Raw genomic sequence first — 20,540 nt, 5'->3', positions numbered from 1 at the left:
TAAGGGGGTGTAGTGATGGGCTCAGTAAGAATAAGCAATCTCATAAAAACATTTGGTGACTTTACTGCACTGAATGATATTAACCTAGATATAGAGGAAGGCGAGTTTTTTGCCCTCCTCGGCCCTTCTGGGTGTGGAAAGACGACGACTATGCGTTGCATAGCCGGTTTTGAGGATCCTACCTCTGGAAGCATTTACATAGGCGATCGTGAAGTGGAAAATATTCCGGCAAACAAACGAAATTGTGGAATGGTATTTCAAAGCTATGCATTATTCCCTCATATGAATGTATTCGACAATGTTGCCTACAGCCTGGATATCAAACAATTAAATTCTAGTAACCCCATTAAGCAAATGGGTATCTACGCACGACTTTTGAACAAGAGATTTGGAAAACATCCGAAAGAGACAATAGAGAAAGTAATGAAAATACTTAAATATGTGGAATTGGATAATCATGCGGAACGGATGACTAGTGAACTGTCGGGTGGGCAGCAGCAACGGGTCGCTCTTGCTCGGGCACTTGTCATGGAACCGGCAGTACTTCTGATGGATGAACCACTTTCGAACTTGGACCAGGCACTTAGGCATTCAATGAGAAATACGATAAGAACAATTCAACAGGATTTAGGGATAACTGCTATTTTCGTTACTCATGATCAGGAAGAAGCCATGAGTATGGCTGATCGTATTGCAGTTATGGATAAAGGAAATATAGTTCAAATCGGTACGCCGACAGACTTATACAGTAATCCTGCTTCTCCATTTATAGCAAACTTTGTAGGAACGTCTAACATACTAAAGGGGACAGTCTTAGGTGAAGAAAACGGATTAACAATTGTAAAAGGCGAAGGTTTCTTAATTAAGTCAGCTAACAAGACAACAAAAAAAGAAGTAGATGCAATCATACGTCCTGAACACGTGAAAGTCGAAGCCGCTGATAGTGTCATTGATGAAACGAAAACAAATGTTATTGAAGGAACAGTTGTTATGTCCACATATTTGGGCTCAGTGGTTCGCTATGATGTACAAGTCGGTGGTTATCAACTTATCGTTGATACAACATATACTTCCGGAGTAAGCATTTTTAAAGAAGGAAGGAAGGTTAAACTGACGGTGGAACATGGAAGGGTGCTGTTGATATGAAGAAATTCAAAGACAGATTTAGTGGATTAACGCTCATTAAGATATTGATTTATGCGTTTTTCGGTCTGTTTATGCTCCTTCCCTTGTTTTCAGTATTTCTAGTCAGTTTTACTGGCCAACCCATCAATCTGCTAGGCTCATTAACGGATCCAGCTATATTCAGTTCAACAATAGAAAAATTGAAAGGTATGTCTTTAGAAAACTATAAAAAGATATTTACGAATGCGGGCTATTTATCTGCATTGAAAAATAGTCTACTTTTAGGATTCACTGTTACCATTATTGTCATTTTGGTATGTATCCCGCTTGCATATGGGATTGCTAGAACGAAGATGCCTTTCAAAAAAACGATTTCCGCACTATGTATGGTACCACTAATCGTACCGACATTCATATCTTCATATGCGTTTATCATTATGTTTGGACGCGCAGGATGGGTAACACAGATTTACAACGCACTAGGCGGGGAGGGAATGTTTGTAAACCCGTACTCGATGACGGGTGTTGTTTTAGTACAAGTATTCTTCTTCTTCCCTTATGCTTTATGGCCACTTGTTGCTGCATTTAAAGTAAGTGATGTCAGTTTGGAGGAAGCATCACAGAACTTGGGAGCCAAAAGTTGGTTTACATTTGCATTCGTGACATTTCCACTTGCACTACCGGGTGTCATTTCTAGTGCACTCCTAATTTTCACTGTTAGCTTCTCGGATTTTGGGACACCAATCGTTCTTGCTCCTAAGGAATTGAACTTGCTTGTCGTTGAGGCGTATCGTGAAATTTCCGGTTTCTTTAACTGGGGTGGTGCTGCAATTTTGACCGTTGTCATGGTGATTGTTGCCGCATTCTTCTTTTGGCTTCAACACTTGTTTACAAAAGGAAAGAATTATGGTTCTGTGTCCGGAAAGCCAAAACAGCAGAAATTAATTGAAAATAAATTATTGACTAGAATTCTATCAGGCTATTCTTTCTTTATCGTATTAGTGCCGCTTCTAGCAATGCTTTCAATTGCATTACAATCAGTTGCAACGACCTGGGGAAAAAATCTATTGCCGAACGGTTATACACTAGATCATTATAAGACTATTTTCTCTACCTCAATGGGGAATATTCAAAATAGTATTATGCTTGCCACTGGAGCGCTAGTACTGAGTGTAATTATTGCTACTTTTGTTTCTTACTTTGTTGTAAGACAAAACTCTGCGAAACTCGATTTCATGGCATCTATTCCACTCGTTGTTCCTGGAATTGCGTTTGGTATTGCAATGATCCAAACATTTAATACTGCACCGTTACAATTGACGGGTACAGCGTTTCTCCTCATCATTGCATATACAATTCGTCGGCTCCCTTACATGGTTCGTTCGACAATGGGGGCGATGCGCGCTATAAAGCAAGACATTGAAGAAGCTGCTATTAATCTTGGTGCAACACCACTTACTGCAGCCATTACGATTATCGGACCACTTATGCTTCCGGGAATAGCAGCAGGATCGGTTTTGGTATTCATTACAGTCATAAAAGAAGCAAGTGTATCTATTTTGTTAGCTCCACCAGAATGGGCGCCAATGAGTTTGGCGATTTTCCAAAATATTTTACGTGGAGAATATTACTCTGCGGCTGCAATGTCGATTATTTTAGTAGTACTCGTTCTTGTACTGCAGGCAATTGCTACTGGAATAGGTAGAAAACAAAAGCTATGAATTTATGGGAGTGAAGTGTCTTGAAAGGATTCATATTTGATCTTGATGGAACAATATATGTGGATGATGGAATCATTAGTGGTGTTGCAGAAGCAATAAAAGAATTGAAGGAACGCGGCGATAAGGTCGTGTTTCTTACGAATAAATCAATTGCAAGTAGAAATGATTACGTTGAAAAGTTAAATAAGCTTGGTATTGAGGTAAAGATTGATGAAGTGATCAATTCGAATTACATCACTGCACATTATCTGAAGTCAGCAATGGATGAAGGGGATACTGTATATGTAATTGGAGAAGAGCCTTTATTCAAAGAGCTTTCAGATGAAAAAATAAAGTTGGCAGATGTACCTGAAAAAGCATCCTATGTTGTTCTCGGATGGGACCGTGAGTTCACTTATGATAAGTTAAATATCGCTTTTCAAGCATGGCGAAATGGAGCAAAAATTATTGCGACTAATCCTGATCGGACATGCCCAGTACAAGGTGGGGAAATTCCAGATTGTGGGGCTATGATTGGAGCAATTGAGGGGGCCACCGGTGAACCCATAACAACAATTACCGGAAAGCCATCTTCGATGATGGCGGAATACGTTTTGAATAACGTTTTAGACATGCAGGCGAGTGATTGTTACATGGTCGGAGACAGACTTGAAACGGATATTAAAATGGCTAAAGAAGCCGGTATTCAATCCGTACTTGTCATGACAGGCATCACAACACCTGAAATGTTAAGGAAGACTGACTACCAACCTGATTTTGTACTTGAGAGTGTAAAAGATATTAGTACGTTATAAGTCGAAATTCCACATTTCAGGATCTCCAGAAGAAACGGCGAGAGCGCCAGCCTGTAGTGCATCATGGACTTCAGATATTTGAGTTATTAGTCCACCTGCAATAATTGGATAATTCAGTTCTGAGGAGAGCTCATCAATTATTTTTGGCATGATACCAGGCATGATTTCTACAGCGTCAGGGCGACAAGATTTCACCATCTCAATACCTTTTTGGATTGCGCTTCTGTCTAATAAAAAAATACGCTGTATCGTCATTAGTCCAACTTCATTTGACATTTTAACAATGTGGCTCTTTGTTGTGATAATACCCGTAGGTTTCCAAAATTCAGCAACATAACTGAGGGCATTTTTAGAATTCGAAATTCCATCTATAAAATCTAGATGGATGAAGACGTATTTACCTGCCTCTTTAAGTTGTTTGATATAGTCAGCTATCGTCATTAAATTTCCAGTGAGTAAGAAAACAATATTAGCATTACTTGTAAGTGACCGTTGTAAATCTTCTTCATTTTGCACAGATGCAATTATTTGCGATTCAACCATATCAACTAAGCGCATAGAGGATTTCCTTCTTTCAATCATTGGAGTGTTTACCTAATAATTATAACATACTAAATAGAGTAATAAATTGAATGAAGGTCAGAGAAGAAGAGAAAGGCCATTACGATGCCCTCCCATAGAGTGAGGGATATTGTGATGGCCTTATTTTGTAAAGGAGATTATAAAATGAAAAAATTTTCTTATATGGATAGAAATAGAGTGTTGTCAGGGATTGAGGGAGATGAGTATGATGTCATAATCATCGGGGGAGGTATTACTGGAACTGGAATAGCCCTGGATTGCACAACACGTGGGCTGAAGACGCTTCTTGTGGAAATGCAAGATTTCGCAGCGGGGACATCGAGTCGGTCAACTAAATTGATCCATGGAGGTCTTCGGTACTTAAAACAATTTGAAGTGAAAATGGTAGCGGATGTAGGAAAAGAAAGAGCAATTGTTTATGAAAATGCCCCACATGTCACTCACCCGGAATGGATGCTTCTTCCTATTTATAAAAAAGGGACTTTTGGAAAGTATTCTACTTCTATCGGACTTCAAGTGTATGACTTTCTAGCTGGTGTTAAACGTAGAGAAAAGCGGAAAATGTTATCTCGGGATGAAACACTAAAAAAAGAACCTTTACTAAAAAAAGAGGGCCTTTTGGGTGGAGGATATTATGTTGAATATCGTACAGACGATGCCCGGTTGACAATTGAAGTCGCGAAGAAGGCGGTAGAAAAAGGTGCAGACCTACTAAGTTATACGAAAATGGAAGAATTCTTATATACCTCTGATGGCCGTCTATCAGGTGTTTATATTAAGGATATGTTGACAGGGAAAAGATTTAGGGTAAATGGTAAGAAAATTGTTAATGCTTCCGGTCCTTGGGTTGAAAAAATAATTGGCATGGATCGAAAGATTGATGGTAAAAGCCTTCTTCATACAAAAGGTGTCCATATTGTTATTGACGGAGAAAAGTTCCCACTTCGACAGCCGATTTATTTCGATACACCAGATGGACGAATGGTTTTTGCGATTCCAAGAAACGGAAAAGCCTATGTAGGAACGACAGATACTGTATTCGAAGATGAATTGCAGCATCCTCAAGTTACAGTCAAAGATAAGGAGTATTTATTGAAATGTATCGAGTTTATGTTTCCAGCGGCAAGCGTTGGTTTGGATGATATTGAATCGACTTGGTCGGGTGTAAGGCCCTTAATTCATGAGGCAGGAAAGGGTCCTTCAGAAATTTCGCGGAAAGATGAGGTATGGATCTCGGAAACCGGACTTATCACGATTGCAGGTGGGAAATTAACAGGCTATCGGAAAATGGCTGAAACAGTAACTAATTTACTCTGCAAGGAACTGCGAAATGTAGGAGTGCAAAGTGGTAGTTCAATCACTAAAGACTTGAAGTTATCAGGAGGGGAATTTAATAACCCCAAAAAATTACCAAACTTTATAACTTCCAAAGCAAGAGAAATTACATCACTTGGTATTTCGATTGAAGATGCGACAAATATAGCTGCCTTATATGGGACAAACACAGACGTTATTGTCAGCCTGAAGAACGAGGTACTAAAGGAGACAGGGTTACCGCTCTCAATCACACTGACACTTCATTATGCCATAAAACATGAAATGATCTTAACCCCAGTCGATTACTTTATGCGAAGGACTGGAACAATCTTCTTCGATATTAATTGGGTAGAGACTTGGAAACTTTCGGTGATTGACTACATGGCACAATTTATGGAGTGGACACAAGAACGGAAAGAGGAGCTTACAGAAGAATTAGAGATGCGCATATTGGAAGCAAAAGCATAGAACTTGAGATTGATGAAGCCCGTTCGTGATTCGGATGTAGGATACGGGTAAGCCTCTTAATTGGTCAAAGTTCTCTGATTTCTTTAAGTACCAGAGACGAGTTGAACCCTAAAATTAAAAGGAACCCTGAACTATTGTGCTATTTGTCTGGCTACTTATACTAGTTCCAATTTAATATTGTCCTTCGGATGTACTCGTCCTAAGTATTATAGGAGTGAATAAATTTCAAGTATGCTGCGCTCCACGTCATTCGGAAAACTCACTTTAATTGAAGGACAACTTGTTAGAAAAAGGTGTAAATGCTATACTCGGAGAGGTATTCTTAAGATTCCGAAAATAATAGGGGGAAATAATGAAATGGTTAAATTTAAAACGTTTATATCAATTATTTTAGCAATCGTATTGGTTCTTGGAGCAGGGACTTTCTCTATGCCAATAACTGCTAGTGCGGAAGAAAAAGAGATTAATATTACACTGCTTGCAACCTCAGATATTCATGGTCGTTTCATGCCTTGGGATTATGCAGTGGACGGATCAAACCCAAGCGGAAGTTTAACGCAATTGTTTACAATTATTAAAAATGTACGTGAACAGAATCCAAATACAATTCTTCTGGATAATGGTGATATGATTCAGGATAATTCTGCAGAACTGTTCAATGATCAACCAGAGTCACCTTTAATGAAGGCTTTAAATGAAATGGATTATGATGCATGGTCTTATGGTAATCATGAGTTTAATTTTGGATTGGATACGTTGGATAAGGTATCCAGCCAGTACAAAGGTCCGAAATTGGCGGGAAATGTTTATAAAGATAATGGCGAGCGATTTTTACCGGCTTATACGATTATCGAAAAAGAAGGCGTTAAAATTGCGATTATTGGTATGGTCACGCCATTAATCGTTGAATTTGAAAAAGGTACTAATCATCTGGATGGTTTGGTTGTTAAAAATCCAGTTGAAGAGACAAAAAAGGTAGTTAAAGAGTTAGAAGGAAAAGTAGATGTCATGATTGGCATAATGCATATGGGTCTAGAAAATGAAAATGGGATTCCTGGAACGGGCGTGCGTGATGTTGCAAACGCGGTACCTGAGTTAGCTGCCATTTTTGGGGGCCACAATCATGTACTGATTGAAAAAGAAGTGGTAAATGGTGTTTTAATTACAGAACCCAATAAATACGGTACACATATTTCCCAAATAGATTTGACTTTCAATCGCGAGGGTACAAAATATATTTTGAAGGATAAAGATGCAAAAGCAATTCCAGTTAAATCAGTTGACGGAACGATTGTTGAATCGGACAGTAAGTTGGAAAAACAATTGGAATCGTTTCATGAGTTCGCTCGTGCGGATGCGAATATTGTTGTGGGGCAGCTGAAAGGAATGAACCTTGTTCCGAAAAATGAAATCACTGGAATTCCAGCTGTACAAATTCAAGAAACACCTTTGTCGGACTTTTTCCATGAAGTCATGCTTCATTACAGTAATGCGGATGTAGTGGCGCATCAAATTGATAACGATAAGGCTTTCTTGGATATCGGTCCTATTAAGAAAAAGGATATTGCATACAATTATCAGTTTGCCGGTGGAGAAATATCGGTATATGAAGTAACCGGAAAAGATTTGAAAGACTATATGGAATGGGCTGCCGGCTACTTTAACAGTACCCGATCAGGTGATGTAACGATTAGTTTTGATAAAACGCGTCGTGCATCAAAATATAGTACAAACGACTTTTTTGGCAACGTCAAATACGATATCGATTTAACAGAGCAAGCAGGTAACAGAATCAAAAATCTTCGCAGATTAGATGAAACACCAATTAACATGGAAGACAATCTAACACTTGGTATGAATGCGTATAGGATGGACTTCCTTCTTTCAAAGGGACAGCCATTTGAAGCACGAAAATTCAATATGCTTTGGTCCTCTAAAAATGAAAGCGCATATGGTGAAACAGGAGGCACAATCCGTAATTTGGCGATTAAATATTTAAAAGAAGAGATGAAAGGTGAGTACACACCGATTCTTCAAAGCAACTGGAAAGTTATCGGAGTAGATACAAAATCATCGTCATATTCAGCGGTCGTTGATCTTATCAATAAAGGCATTTTGGAAATCCCTACTACGGAAGACGGGAAATTCACAAACATCGCATCCATCAATGCAAATGATGCTGTAACGAAAGAGGAGATTAAAGCCCTTTCCTTAAAAGCCAAAGTAAGTGATAGTCATTTTTCCAAAGTGAAAACGACAGGAGAATTTTATCAGGAGCTATCAAAAGTATTAAAAACCCCTGCCCCTGTCGAAGATGAAGGAAAAGATAAGCCGGTTAGTCCGAGCAAACCGACACCGGATAAAGTTAAACCAGTTAGCCCGAGTAAACCCGCACCAGATAAAGCTAAACCCGTAGTCACAAAACCAGCAACACCTAAAGGAAATGTTACCGCATTCTACTTGAATGTTCGTTCTCATCCAGCAAACAGCGGGAAATCTTATGGCACCGTATCTAAGAATACAGAGCTAACTATTTTAGGAGAAGAAAAAGGCTGGTATAAGATTTCATACAAAGGCAAGACAGCATATGTTTACAGCCGATATGTGAAAATACAAAAGTAATAACTAGAAAAGAAGGTCATTGTTATTAATTTCAGGTGATATGCTCCCCCTAGGTAGACAGATGAAAAATAAAATCTGTCTACCTAGGGGGAGTATTTTTTTTGGCTCGAAGTAAGCATTCTGTTGAAGTGAAATTACAAATTCTTCATTTAATAAATGAAGGGGAATATTCTCAAAGTGAATTATGCGGAAAATTTTCTGTCTCGATAAAAACCATTCGACGATGGAAGATGAAATTTGATAAAGCTGGTGTGGATGGGCTAATTGAATCTACTACTTGGAAAAATTACTCGAGAGAATTGAGGATTAACGCAATCGAAGACTTTCTACAAAATGATTTGACTGTTAGTGAGAATCTTGAAAAATATACGATCAGTAGTGATTCTATTTTAAGAACATGGATAAAAAAGTATACTAGTCATAGTGAATTAAAAGATTCAGGTAAAGGAATGAGCCAAACTATGACTAAGGGAAGAAAAACAACTTTTGAAGAAGGTATCCAAATTGTCGACCATTGTTTAAAACACCAGAGAAATTATCAAGCAACGTCGGAAACATATGAGGTTTCTTACCAACAAGTGTATCAATGGGTAAAGAAATATGAAGTAGCTGGTGAAGAAGGATTACGCGATCGCCGAGGACGTATAAAAGAAGAAATCGAGTTAACAGTGGAAGAAAAGCTACAAGTAGAAATCAAACGCATCGAGCGTGAAAATGAACGATTACGTGAGGAAAATCTGTTTTTAAAAAAGGTAGAGGAAATCGAAAGGAGGCGTCGCTAAGCCAAATCCGTTTACAACACTCCAGCGAGGGAGTTGGAAAATGAGCAATTGTGGGCAGGTATTCAATTACTTGCGCAACAAGTAAAAGGCATCTACGGCTACCGTCGTATGACGTTAACAATCAATCGTTATCGAAAATTTGCAAACCAACCAATTATTAATGAAAAACGTATTTACCGAATTATGAATACGCATGATTTACAAGCGGTGATTCGTCGAAAACGAAAGGGTTATCGTAAAACAAAGGCCGACCATGTCGCAGAGAACATATTAAATCGTGAATTTAAAGCAGATCACCCAAACAAAAAATGGTGTACAGATGTGACAGAGTTCAAATATGGCGTTGGGAAAAAGGCTTATTTAAGTGCGATTATCGATTTATATGACGGCTCGATTGTCAGCTATCGATTTGTACGTTCGAATAATAATCCGCTTGTATTTGACACGATGAAACCAGCTATTCAGGCACTACCATTTGGTGATCGTCCGCTCATTCATAGCGATCGTGGCTACCAGTACACATCAAAAGGATTTAACCGAATAATAGACAAAGCAAACATGACGCACAGTATGTCTCGCCCTGGTCGTTGTCTAGATAATGCACCAATCGAAGGATTTTGGGGCTCTTTGAAATGTGAAATGTATTATTTGAACAAATTCCACACATACGAAGAATTGGAAAAATCCATTGCATTGTATATTCATTTCTACAACACAATTCGCTACCAGAAACGACTAAACGGCTTGAGCCCTCTAGAATACAGGGCTCAAGCCGCTTAATACAATTTTATTATTTCCACTGTCTACTTGACGGGGGGCAGTTCATAGTGAATGCGCTTTTCCTATGTTACTTATTGTATAGGAATATCCAGTGCAGTTAAGTGGATTGGGTTTTGTTTAGCCTTATCCATCACATTCACTATAGATAACGTTGAATCATATAAGTCGATTTTTTGTAGGATGGAACCCTTTGTAAGTTTTGGAATACCTAGCTCGTCAAAGGAAAGAAGCAGTTCGTTTGAGTTTTCAACTGTCGCGATGGTTCCAAACACCGTTCCGTTAACCCCTTCATTTGTATATCCAATCTTCACACTATCAATACTGGGGAACAATTCAATATTGCCTCCGAAAGTTAGTGTTAGAGTTCCTTCGTTTGTACTCAAAACCACATTTGTAATCTCAGGCACTGTCACGTTTTTTGAGGACTCGTTTTGGGCAATCGCTTCTATTACACCTGCTTGCAGGGCAGCGACATCTGTAAACGTTTGGGTTGTCAAGATTGCTTCAACAGCTGTTTTATCTTCTACTGAAAGTGCATGATAGGCACTTAAATCCAAGTCTGGCACTGCAAGTAGGGTGGTTACGGTAGCTGTGTTATTGACATCATCAATTGCGGCTGCAACCAACTTTGCATATTCGACTTTATAAAAACTTTGTAAACCATCTGAACTATATCCGATGCTCGTACGCTGCGTAAAAACAGCAGTAGACAATAATGTTTTTTGAGTTGAATTCAAGTCATTAAACGCCGGGCTCATACTAGTGTTTCTAAGTGCGTTTACTACTTGTTCCACTGTTGTTGCATTATTGACTTGGCTAGTTGTAGAAGAGGACGTGCCTAAAGATACGATTTCGAACGTTGTTTTTTCATTTTCTTGTTTAAAAGTAACATTTGCAGATCCTAAGTTACCGGTAATTAAGGATTCAAATTCTTTTAAGTCTATAATCACTGCTCTTTCATTTTTATAAGTAGCATTATCATAGCTAATGGGAGTCTTCCCGAAAAAAGTAATGAGCTTCGTTGTGGTATTCAAATCCGTTACCATACCAGTGTACAACATGCCGACTGATTGAGTGGATACGAATTCAAATGTCGATTCATTGCTACCCAAATCAATTGGATTAGCTGTGTTATTTGGCAATGTCTTATCTGGTATCGCCATGCCGTTCGCGACGACTTTAACTGATGAAGACGTATCGCCTACAGTTTCAACCGATATCGTTGGGTTTTCAAAGCGTGTTCCACTTAGCATTGATGTTGTATGGCTTCGATTTGGTGAGATCACTAGTTTTCGATTTTCACCTGCGTTCGTTGTATACGAAACCTCGATATCTTCCGCTCCCGTATTCCAGATTGTGAATGTAGCATCTACATGACTATATTCTGTTGGGAGGTCCAATGGAAAAAAGCTTTGATTGGCAGCCCATAATTCAACTGTTGCCACATCTGTTCCTTTAAATGCTTTTTTATCAGTTCGTGGTATAGCACCTTCCCCGTCCGAGACAAATAATGATGAGTAAGTAGGTTTTTCTTTGGCGAAGTACGTAATTGGCCCCACTTGGAAAGGCTCGCCCTCATCCAATTTACCTTCCTTGGCATTCGGAGAGTTTATATCAATCCATGCAATAGGTGTTGCGTAATCGCCTGGATTCTCACTGTAGATTTCGAAATCTGCTTCACCATAGGCATTTGTTTTCACTGCAATTTGTTTTTTATGCGAATAGTCGCCCATCAAATCCAAGAACCAAGCTTGAGTGTTCGTATTTATAACCCGATCCAGATCTTCATGGAATGCAAGGTTCACGACTTCATTCGCAACGGGTTCACCATTTTTATCGAGTACCATTGCAGAGTATATGCGACCATTTTCGAAACCTACCGCTGCCTCAGGATCTTCACCGTAAGCACCGAAAATTTCAATAAAATACTCTTGTTGAAGAGCTGCAAATGTCACAAGATCGGCTTTGGCTTGTAGCTTAATTGACTCGTATGTTTTAGCTCTTGCTTCATTTTTATCGCCGTTATCAATGAATACAACTGGTGTCACCGATGTGTTTGAACCTGATACTGTGAAGATTGCTTCACCTTTGCCGTCAGTTGTGACGGCAGTGACTGTTGGGCTGTCGTTGTTCAGCAATTGCATTGGAGTTGTACCGTTAACTGTCGCTTTGGACGTCTTATCAATATTGACGTTAATGTTTTCTTCTAATGTGACGAAGAAACGTTGGTTTGCAACGGGCTTACCTGTTTCAGGGTTAAGGTAAGTCAATTTGTAAGTCTTGCTTTCTCCGTTATTAAGTGTATTGCCTTTTTCTTCGCTTGCTTTGTCAGTAGGAGCAATTGTAAGGATGTTGTTTACGCCCCAGAAGATGAATGCATGGCTACGAACTGTCGGAGCACCAGTAGGGTAAGCGACAACTTCGTCAGTGCCTGCATTGTATTGCGTGTAAGAGAATGTCGCAATACCATCAGCGTTTGTTGTTGCTTCAAACACTTGGTCTTTGTTAAGTGTTTTGTTTGTGTCCGGAGTCACGTTGAACGTTACAGGGACTCCTGCTTGTTTTACGCCTATATCAGCGAAAATAATTGCTTGTTGACCTATTTTACCTTGAACTGATTGAGTTGTGATGGCAATCTTAGTAGGTACTATAGTAGAAACGCCTTTGAATTTTCCGATTTCTTTACTATCAAGTGAGGCTGTGTATTCCTTGCCGCCTTCTTGAACGGTAGTCGTCAATATAACTGTTTTGTTGTTGAATTGTTTTACTACTACGTTAGAAACAGTCAGTCCGTCAATTGTGAATTTCAAAGAGTTTACGTTTTCTATTGCATCTTTGAAAGTTACTTCAACTGTTGTTGCGTTAATAGCTTTAACGGCTGTATCGCCTACTACACCTACACCAACAGTTAAAGCAGAGAAGTCTGCGTTGATGAACTTGTGCAAGAATGTAGCAAAGTGGCCGCGAGTTGTTGTGTTTTTAGGGTTGAAAGTCGGTGTAGCTGGGTTCGTGATATCGAAAAAATCGAGAATGTCGATCGCTGGACGTGCTTCAGCTTTTGCTATCCCTAGGTCGTTAACATCTTTTTTGAAATCTTGTCCTGCCACGTATGTAGCGAGGTCGATGTCGTTTACATGGTCAAATGCACGAACCAGAACGATTGCCATGTTTTCACGAGTGATGTCGCCGGCTGGATCTAGCTTGCCGTCTGGAGTGCCTACGAATACGCCGTTGTCTTTAACAATTGCAGCATATTCTAGTAATTCTTTGTTGGAAGTAGATGTCAAGTCAGCGAAACGTGGGTTCGAAACAGCATCTGTTGGTACTGCGTATCCTTTAGATACAAGCCATTTACCCATCAGTTTGACAACGTCAGAACGAGTCAATATTTTGTTTGGCTGGAATGTGCCGTCTGGGTAGCCAGTGATGACGACAGCGTCAGATAAAGCATTAATTGCTTCGTTGTGAGTGTTACCTTTTGTGTCTGAGAAATCTTTTGCGCTTGCGATGGGTGCTACAGCAGATGCTACAAGAGCAGCTGTTGCGGCGGTTGCGACAAATTCACGATATTTTTTATGAAGTACTCCCATTAAATACACTCTCCTATTTTTCGATATCTCTATTTAGAAATCAATAGAGATAATCGTTTTAATAGTTATACTTTATTAATTTTTCAATCAATTAACAAGGTGGTTTGTTAATCTGGGCTTTTTTTATGTCAATTTGGTCATACGAAATGGCATTTTATGCGAATCACTGTTATTTGAGGCAACAGAAACTTCTCGGTAGTAAATTTCAACAAAAAACTGCACCTCCAATTGTTAGATGTTGTCTAACAAATGGAGGTGCAGTTCACAGATAGATAGAAGCCATACTGCATCTATTATAGAACTTCTTCCAGAAAATCGATGAAATCTTTGCGGTTCAAATAACCGACATATGTTTTAAGAACTTCACCTTTATTGAACAAATAGAGAGAAGGGAAAGAAGCAATATCATATTTCAATTGAACCGGATTAGATTTGTTTTCGAAGTCTTCATAAGTGACCCAATGCTTTACAAATTTAATTTTTCCATCTAGCTCTTCTGCAACATCTTCAAGAACTGGCTCGAATGCTTGGCAAGGACCACATTCGTCAGTATAGAAATCAACGAATACTGGTAAATCACATTCCATTACTTCCTTTTGGAAATTTTCTTTCGTTACAACTACTACTTTTGACATTCTATTTCCCCCTTAAAATTAGAGCTTATTCACTTATAAGCGCTTTTAGAAATTTGGTATTCTGTGTTGTCACTTTATCTCGGTTTAGTCTCCGCTACAATAGCATTTGTCAAAAGGGTCCTATTTCACGTTAATTTGGTACAGTGCTAGACCAAATGAACATGAATCGAACCACGTTCGTCATCTTCTATTGAAGATTGATGGGTAAATAGATAAAGTCGGATTACGGAAGTTCCTAATCATTAAAATTATGTGAGGAGTGTGTGAATAACTGTTATTACCTACAAAAAGGATAGTAAATGATTGCGAAAGTGAGATGATTAGAGAATGGAGAAAGATAAAATTCTAGCATTGATCGAGAAGGAACTGGTCATTGTGTTTGGTTGTACGGAGCCAGTTGCAATCGCATTAGCAGCTGCAACGGCAAAAAGTTATGTCAGAGGCGAAATTGAAGAACTTATAGTGAAGGCAAGTGGAAATATAATTAAGAATGCCAAATCGGTTGGAATTCCAGGAATGTCAGGGAAGGGGTTAGAATTCTCTGCTGCAATCGGAGCTGTTGCAGGTAATCCCAAACGGAAGTTAGAATTGCTTGATGGATTGACGAAGAGCGATGAAAATCGAGCATTTGACCTAATAGAAGCGGGTATTGTACTAGCAAGTCAAGCGGATACGGCAAAGCTACTATATATAGAAGTGATTATTCGAACGAATACACAAAGTTCACGCGTTATTATATCTGACAATCATACTAATATTACGTTAATTGAAGTTGACGGAAAGCTAATTATGCATGGTGGATGCGAAAATAGCAGTAATCTATCAGCGGAAAATAATTTGGTTGATCTAACAATTGATGAGATATACGAATGGATTCTACAAGTGGACATAAACAAACTTTTACTCGTCAAGAAAAGTGTCGAGTTGAACAAAGCAATCGGAATGGAAGGTCTATCAGGTAATTATGGATTGAATGTGGGAAGAACGATTAAAGAGAACGTTGAAAAAGGCATTCTTTCTAATGATATAGGTACTGCTGCAATGTCGTTGGCCGCTGCAGGATCGGATGCGAGAATGGCCGGGTCCACGTTGCCTGTTATAGCTAATACAGGAAGTGGAAATCAGGGAATCGCAGTAACACTACCAGTTGTAGCTGTTGCCGAAAAGCTTCAAGTATCTGAAGAAAAGATGATTCGTGCAGTGGCGCTAAGTCATTTAGTGACGATCCATATTAAATCGAAATTTGGTCGACTCTCTGCATTGTGTGGCGTGACGACAGCAGGTATGGGGGCAAGTGCGGCCATAGTATATTTACTGGACGGAACGCTTCAACAAGTAAAGGCAGCCGTCCAAAACACAATCGGCAATGTGTCTGGAATGATTTGTGATGGTGCAAAAGCGGGATGTGCAATGAAGGTGTCCACCTGTTCAAATGTGGCGGTGCAATCTGCACTATTGGCATTGAGTGATCAAGAGATTCAGTCTACAGATGGTTTCATCCACAATGATGTCGAAAAAACCATTGAGGCTTTTTGCACTTTGGGAAATGAAGGTACAAGGCAAACGGATGAATGGATTTTAAAATTAATGATGGAAAAATAAGGATTTATATACATTTAAACGGGGTGAATAGATATGACAGAAAGTAAAATTTATGACGTTATTATTATTGGAGCAGGTCCAGCAGGTATGACGGCAGCGGTGTATGCGTCACGTGCAAATCTATCAACACTAATGCTTGAGCGAGGTGTTCCGGGGGGGCAAATGGCGAATACTGAGGAAATTGAGAACTACCCAGGATTCGAACAAATCCTTGGCCCTGATTTATCAAAAAGAATGCTTGCTCATGCGAAGAAATTTGGGGCGGAATACGCTTATGGAGATATAGAAGAAGTTGTGGATGGCCCTGAATACAAGACGATACATGCCGGGAGAAAACAGTATAAAGCAAAGGCAATTATTATTTCTGCTGGTGCAGAATATAAAAAACTTGGAGCCCTTGGGGAGAATGAGCTAAGAGGACGGGGCGTTTCCTACTGTGCGGTTTGTGATGGCGCATTTTTTAAAGGGAAAGAATTGGTCGTCATTGGCGGTGGCGATTCTGCAGTAGAAGAAGCGTCGTATTTAACGCGATTTGCTACAAGTGTAAAAGTAATTCACCGCCGGGATGAACTACGAGCTCAGGCTATTTTACAAAAAAGAGCTTTTGACAATGAAAAAATTGAATTCATTTGGAGCCATTCTGTTAAACAAATCAATGAAGAAAACGGCAAAGTAGGTAGTGTAACACTCGTTTCTACAAAAACAGGTGAAGAACAGAATGTTGTAACAAATGGCGTTTTTATTTATGTAGGGATGCTTCCTTTATCCAAACCATTTGTCGCTCTAGGCATTACGAATGACAATGGATACATCGAAACAAATGAAGAGATGGAAACGAAAGTTCCCGGAATTTTTGCCGCTGGGGATATTCGAGAAAAATCGCTTCGTCAGGTCGTTACAGCGACGGGAGACGGGAGTATCGCCGCACAAAATGTCCAACATTATTTAGAAGCTTTGAACGAGAGAATACAAGTAGAAGTGTCCAAATAAGCATGAAAATGGACGTGATTGCCTAAAAGTATTGTAAAAGAGTCTGAAAATAGATAAATTTAGTACAATCATTATATATATCAGAACAATCGGAACAACTATTTAATATGAAACATCGTTAAATAGTTGTCAAAAGAGTTCTAAATACTATTTAAGAAAACGGTTTCCGAGTTCTTTGGAAGTGCTATCGAACAACTACAATTTATAAATGATAGAAAAAGCAATTTATATATTTAAAACGAGAGGTGACATTATGATTAAAAAATCTGTAGCCGAAAATATCATCTATGCAGCACTTGAAACAGGTGGAGATTTTGCTGAGATATTTATTGAGGATAAAAGAAATTCAACCATTGGCATGATAGATGGTGTGGTAGAACGTGCGCTGGCGGGGCGAGATTATGGTGTAGGCATTCGTATCCTTAAAGGGGAATACTCGGTATATGCATTCACTAGCGATGATAGTGAAAGTAATTTACTAAAGGTTGCCAGAGAAGCAGCACAAGCCATTCGAAGCAATCCTATAAATCTTTCATTGAACTTGCAAAACACAATTGTAGAAAATAGGCATCCTATTATTATTACGCCTAATTCTGTAGCTAAAAGACAAAAGGTGGAGTGGCTCAGACGGGCACATCTAGCAGCAAGCTCCTATGATCCAGTTATCGCACAAACGACGACGACATTTATCGACACCATCAAGGATATATGCATTGTGAACTCGGAAGGTCTGTTTGTAGAGGATCGTAGGGCATATAATCGCATGGGAATTAGTGTCATAGCGGAATCAGGTAATGAGAGGGAATCTACCAATGTGGGACCAGGCTATTTTGGTGGGCTTGAATATATGGAAACGCTTGATATTGAAGGGATTGCAAAAGAAGCCTCACGGAGCGCAAAGACGATTCTTTTTGCGGACCATGCGCCATCTGGTAATTTTCCGGTCGTTATAGACAATGAATTTGGTGGGGTTATCTTCCATGAAGCATGTGGTCATGGTTTGGAATCACACGCTGTTGCTCGAAAGGCATCCGTTTTCGCGGATAAGCTCGGGGAATATGTTGCTTCCTCTCTCGTGACAGCTTATGACGATGGAACAATTCCAAATGCTTGGGGCTCTCTTAATATAGACGATGAAGGCATGAAGACGCAGAAAAACCTTTTAATTGAAAATGGAATATTAAAAGGATATTTAATAGACAAATTAGGTAGTCGTAAGATGAATATGTCTCGGACTGGATCAGGACGTCGCGAATCCTATAAATATGCACCAACTTCACGGATGAATAATACATTCATCGCACCAGGTAAGTCGACACCTGAAGAAATTATCGCGAGTACAGAATTGGGTATTTACGCCAAGTATATGGATGGTGGATCCGTTAATCCAACAACGAGCGATTATAATTTCTCAGTAAGTGAAGGGTATATGATACGCAATGGAAAAATAGCAGAACCTATCAAAGGGGCAGCAATTATTGGAAAAGGAATCGATACATTGAAAAAAATAGATATGGTCGGAAATAATCTCGGACTTGGTATTGGAATGTGTGGAGCATCCAGTGGAACGGTACCTGTCAATGTTGGGCAACCAATGATCCGAGTTTCTGAACTCACAATTGGCGGTAGAGGAGGGGAAGCTTAATGAACATTCAAGACTTTCAAAAAGAATTATTTGCCGTTGGAGCCAAAGAAGGATTTCAAGATATGGAGATTTTCTATTCCTCTAGCAAAGCGCTATCAATTTCAATTTACCAGCAAGAAATAGATGACTATACAATTATGGAAGAAGGCGGCGTTTCTTTCCGAGGATTATATAATGGTCAAATGGGTTATGCATATGCCGAAAAAATCGGGATGGATTCTATTCATCTATTACTTGATGAAGCACAGAATAACGCACTGGTCATTGAAGTAGACGATGGTGAAGATTTGTTCGAAGGATCATCCGAATATGCCGAAGCTAGAACTTTTTCGGAATCGATTGACCAACTTCAACCTGAAGAAATGATTCAAGCAGCAATGGAGATGGATAGAATTGCGTACGAAACGGATAAACGAGTGACATTTGTCCAAGCATCTTACGTATCGAAAGTTATCAATGAAAGTTTGATAGCAAATACGAAAGGCTTGAATTGTCATTCGAAAGCTGCATTCGCTTCGGTTGGAATTTACTTGACTGCAAAGGACGGCGAATCCACAGCAACTGGTGGCGAGTCCGACTTTACGTTGACGAACTTCTCCGAATTGAATGTAGATGAAATTGCGAAAAAAGCGGTAAAAGAAGCCGTTTCCAAATTACATGCAAATTCCATCGCAACTGGGACATATCCAATTATTTTCCGCTATGATACAGCGACTGAGCTAGCTGGTTCATTTTTAGGACAATTATCTGCTGAATCTGTCCAACAGGGCTATTCCAAGTTAAAAGGTAAGCTAGAAGAGCAAATCGTTGGTGAAAATATTACATTTGTGGATGACCCGCTGATGAAAGATACAATTACCTATTCACCTTATGACTCTGAAGGATTTGCTACTCGTAAGAAAGATTTGATAAGGAATGGGAAACTGATAACGTTTCTTCACAATCGGAAAACAGCGAAGAATGATGGAGTGAGCTCAACTGGGAATGCTGTCAAAGGTGGATTTAGGTCACCAGTAGGCGTCGGACCCTATAACCTATATTTGGAACCTGGCACCACAACTCTAGACGAGATGATTGCAGATGCAGATAACGCTATTTTAATCGTTGAGCTACAAGGTACAAACGCAGGCATTAACTATACTTCAGGGGATTTCTCTCTAGCTTCGATAGGGTTTTTGATTGAGGATGGGAAAATCACCCGTACAATTGATCAGTTTACGATTGCCGGTAATATCTTCGATGTTCTAAATGATGTGAGCATAATTGGCAGTGATCTCCGTATCCGAGGGTCTATCACGCTTCCGTCTATTAAAGTGAATGCATTACAAGTCTCTGGTAATCAATCTAACTAATTCCATAAATAAATTTAAATACCCGAATTGAAGTAGGAATTCGGGTTCCATCCTAGTATACTGAATCATTGTAATTATAAATTATGAACAATTTTGTCTTTAAATAACAGAAGATTCTAATTAGAGATACAGAGAGAAAATATAATGTCGAGGGGGAAACTACAATGTCAAACGTAATCGCTGTAACGAAAGAAAACTTCCAACAGGAAGTAATAGAGTGTGAAATACCAGTATTGGTCGATTTTTATGCAGATAGCTGTGGACCCTGTGAGTTCATAGCGCCTATTCTAGAGGAGCTTGCCGAAGAATATGGGGAAAAGTTAAAAATCACCAAGTTCTATGTCCCGATGAATGAAGTATTGGAAAACTCAAATGAGGTAATGGTTAAATATGACGTCATGGGATTCCCGACACTTTTAATTCTTAAGGATGGAGAGGTAGCGCACTCTCATTTAGGATCATTGGATCGAAAAGAGCTTATATCATTCTTGGATTCTGCACTGTGAGTTGACTAGTCAATTGGAATTGACCTGGA

13 protein-coding genes and 1 pseudogene are annotated in these 20,540 nt (G+C 39.3%); 11 read left to right on the top strand and 3 right to left on the bottom strand.

What is annotated here, in order from left to right; genetic code table 11:
• Positions 1-15 precede the first annotated feature (15 nt).
• Genes ACGLYD_RS16120 through ACGLYD_RS16110 form a run of 3 tightly spaced genes read left to right on the top strand, consistent with a single transcriptional unit; the run spans position 16 to position 3,640 of the window.
• The gene (locus ACGLYD_RS16120; RefSeq protein ID WP_338655024.1) at positions 16-1,146 is read left to right on the top strand and encodes an ABC transporter ATP-binding protein; all 1,131 of its coding nucleotides are present in this window, start codon (positions 16-18) and stop codon (positions 1,144-1,146) included.
• Positions 1,143-2,846: an iron ABC transporter permease gene (locus tag ACGLYD_RS16115; RefSeq protein ID WP_187045881.1), complete on the top strand. Its 1,704-nt coding sequence runs from the start codon at positions 1,143-1,145 to the stop codon at positions 2,844-2,846. Before ACGLYD_RS16120 ends, ACGLYD_RS16115 begins: the two co-directional genes overlap by 4 nt.
• Before the next feature lie 20 nt (positions 2,847-2,866).
• Positions 2,867-3,640: an HAD-IIA family hydrolase gene (locus tag ACGLYD_RS16110; RefSeq protein ID WP_187045880.1), complete on the top strand. Its 774-nt coding sequence runs from the start codon at positions 2,867-2,869 to the stop codon at positions 3,638-3,640.
• On the opposite strand, the gene ACGLYD_RS16105 is transcribed toward ACGLYD_RS16110, so the two are convergent.
• Positions 3,635-4,198: a glycerol-3-phosphate responsive antiterminator gene (locus ACGLYD_RS16105; RefSeq protein WP_187045879.1), complete on the bottom strand. Its 564-nt coding sequence runs from the start codon at positions 4,196-4,198 to the stop codon at positions 3,635-3,637. The two genes, ACGLYD_RS16110 and ACGLYD_RS16105, sit on opposite strands and share 6 nt — an antisense overlap.
• 168 nt (positions 4,199-4,366) lie before the next feature.
• On the opposite strand from ACGLYD_RS16105, the gene ACGLYD_RS16100 reads away from it, so the two are divergent.
• The 3 genes and pseudogenes from ACGLYD_RS16100 (at position 4,367) to ACGLYD_RS16090 (ending at position 10,191) form a co-directional block, all read left to right on the top strand.
• Positions 4,367-6,007, top strand: coding sequence for a glycerol-3-phosphate dehydrogenase/oxidase (locus ACGLYD_RS16100; RefSeq protein ID WP_399629235.1), 1,641 nt, complete (start codon positions 4,367-4,369; stop codon positions 6,005-6,007).
• 429 nt (positions 6,008-6,436) lie between these two features.
• A complete protein-coding gene (locus ACGLYD_RS16095) occupies positions 6,437-8,629 on the top strand; it encodes a 5'-nucleotidase C-terminal domain-containing protein (RefSeq protein WP_399633272.1) in 2,193 nt (730 codons plus the stop codon).
• Positions 8,630-8,730: 101 nt separating this feature from the next.
• Positions 8,731-10,191, top strand: a pseudogene (locus ACGLYD_RS16090) (IS3 family transposase).
• Positions 10,192-10,262: 71 nt separating this feature from the next.
• Here ACGLYD_RS16090 and ACGLYD_RS16085 read toward each other — a convergent pair.
• Positions 10,263-13,781 (bottom strand): S-layer homology domain-containing protein, encoded by a 3,519-nt coding sequence (locus tag ACGLYD_RS16085; protein WP_399629233.1) that lies wholly within the window; start codon positions 13,779-13,781, stop codon positions 10,263-10,265.
• Positions 13,782-14,074: 293 nt separating this feature from the next.
• Entirely contained in the window at positions 14,075-14,416 is a 342-nt protein-coding gene (locus tag ACGLYD_RS16080) for a thioredoxin family protein (RefSeq protein WP_399629230.1), read from the bottom strand.
• Positions 14,417-14,743: 327 nt separating this feature from the next.
• Between ACGLYD_RS16080 and ACGLYD_RS16075 the strand changes: the two genes are divergently transcribed.
• The 5 genes from ACGLYD_RS16075 to ACGLYD_RS16055 all read left to right on the top strand — a co-directional run bounded on the left by ACGLYD_RS16075 (position 14,744) and on the right by ACGLYD_RS16055 (position 20,511).
• On the top strand, positions 14,744-16,018 hold the full coding sequence (locus tag ACGLYD_RS16075) for a serine dehydratase subunit alpha family protein (protein WP_399629228.1): 1,275 nt from the start codon (positions 14,744-14,746) through the stop codon (positions 16,016-16,018).
• A 33-nt stretch (positions 16,019-16,051) separates the two neighbouring features.
• The gene (gene trxB / locus ACGLYD_RS16070) at positions 16,052-17,008 is read left to right on the top strand and encodes a thioredoxin-disulfide reductase (RefSeq protein ID WP_399629226.1); all 957 of its coding nucleotides are present in this window, start codon (positions 16,052-16,054) and stop codon (positions 17,006-17,008) included.
• 253 nt (positions 17,009-17,261) lie between these two features.
• Positions 17,262-18,653: a TldD/PmbA family protein gene (locus tag ACGLYD_RS16065; RefSeq protein ID WP_399629223.1), complete on the top strand. Its 1,392-nt coding sequence runs from the start codon at positions 17,262-17,264 to the stop codon at positions 18,651-18,653.
• Positions 18,653-20,005 carry a TldD/PmbA family protein gene (locus ACGLYD_RS16060; protein WP_399629221.1) on the top strand — a complete coding sequence of 451 codons (1,353 nt, stop codon included), beginning with the start codon at positions 18,653-18,655 and terminating at the stop codon, positions 20,003-20,005. Before ACGLYD_RS16065 ends, ACGLYD_RS16060 begins: the two co-directional genes overlap by 1 nt.
• Before the next feature lie 164 nt (positions 20,006-20,169).
• Complete coding sequence (locus tag ACGLYD_RS16055; protein ID WP_399629220.1) at positions 20,170-20,511, top strand: thioredoxin family protein; 342 nt, start codon at positions 20,170-20,172, stop codon at positions 20,509-20,511.
• Positions 20,512-20,540 lie beyond the last annotated feature (29 nt).

The sequence above is a fragment of the Sporosarcina sp. SG10008 genome, from assembly GCF_044569405.1.
GTDB classification, from domain to species: Bacteria; Bacillota; Bacilli; order Bacillales_A; family Planococcaceae; genus Sporosarcina; species Sporosarcina psychrophila.
This window is presented reverse-complemented; position numbering and strand designations above follow the sequence as displayed.

Coding starts and splice junctions, on each gene's coding strand:
- ACGLYD_RS16075 (WP_399629228.1), top strand. CDS start 14,744: ATGGAGAAAGATAAAATTCTAGCATTGATCGAGAAGGAACTGGTCATT.
- ACGLYD_RS16080 (WP_399629230.1), bottom strand. CDS start 14,416: ATGTCAAAAGTAGTAGTTGTAACGAAAGAAAATTTCCAAAAGGAAGTA.
- ACGLYD_RS16055 (WP_399629220.1), top strand. CDS start 20,170: ATGTCAAACGTAATCGCTGTAACGAAAGAAAACTTCCAACAGGAAGTA.
- ACGLYD_RS16120 (WP_338655024.1), top strand. CDS start 16: ATGGGCTCAGTAAGAATAAGCAATCTCATAAAAACATTTGGTGACTTT.
- ACGLYD_RS16085 (WP_399629233.1), bottom strand. CDS start 13,781: ATGGGAGTACTTCATAAAAAATATCGTGAATTTGTCGCAACCGCCGCA.
- ACGLYD_RS16100 (WP_399629235.1), top strand. CDS start 4,367: ATGAAAAAATTTTCTTATATGGATAGAAATAGAGTGTTGTCAGGGATT.
- ACGLYD_RS16115 (WP_187045881.1), top strand. CDS start 1,143: ATGAAGAAATTCAAAGACAGATTTAGTGGATTAACGCTCATTAAGATA.
- ACGLYD_RS16060 (WP_399629221.1), top strand. CDS start 18,653: ATGAACATTCAAGACTTTCAAAAAGAATTATTTGCCGTTGGAGCCAAA.
- ACGLYD_RS16095 (WP_399633272.1), top strand. CDS start 6,437: ATGCCAATAACTGCTAGTGCGGAAGAAAAAGAGATTAATATTACACTG.
- ACGLYD_RS16065 (WP_399629223.1), top strand. CDS start 17,262: ATGATTAAAAAATCTGTAGCCGAAAATATCATCTATGCAGCACTTGAA.
- trxB (WP_399629226.1), top strand. CDS start 16,052: ATGACAGAAAGTAAAATTTATGACGTTATTATTATTGGAGCAGGTCCA.
- ACGLYD_RS16105 (WP_187045879.1), bottom strand. CDS start 4,198: ATGCGCTTAGTTGATATGGTTGAATCGCAAATAATTGCATCTGTGCAA.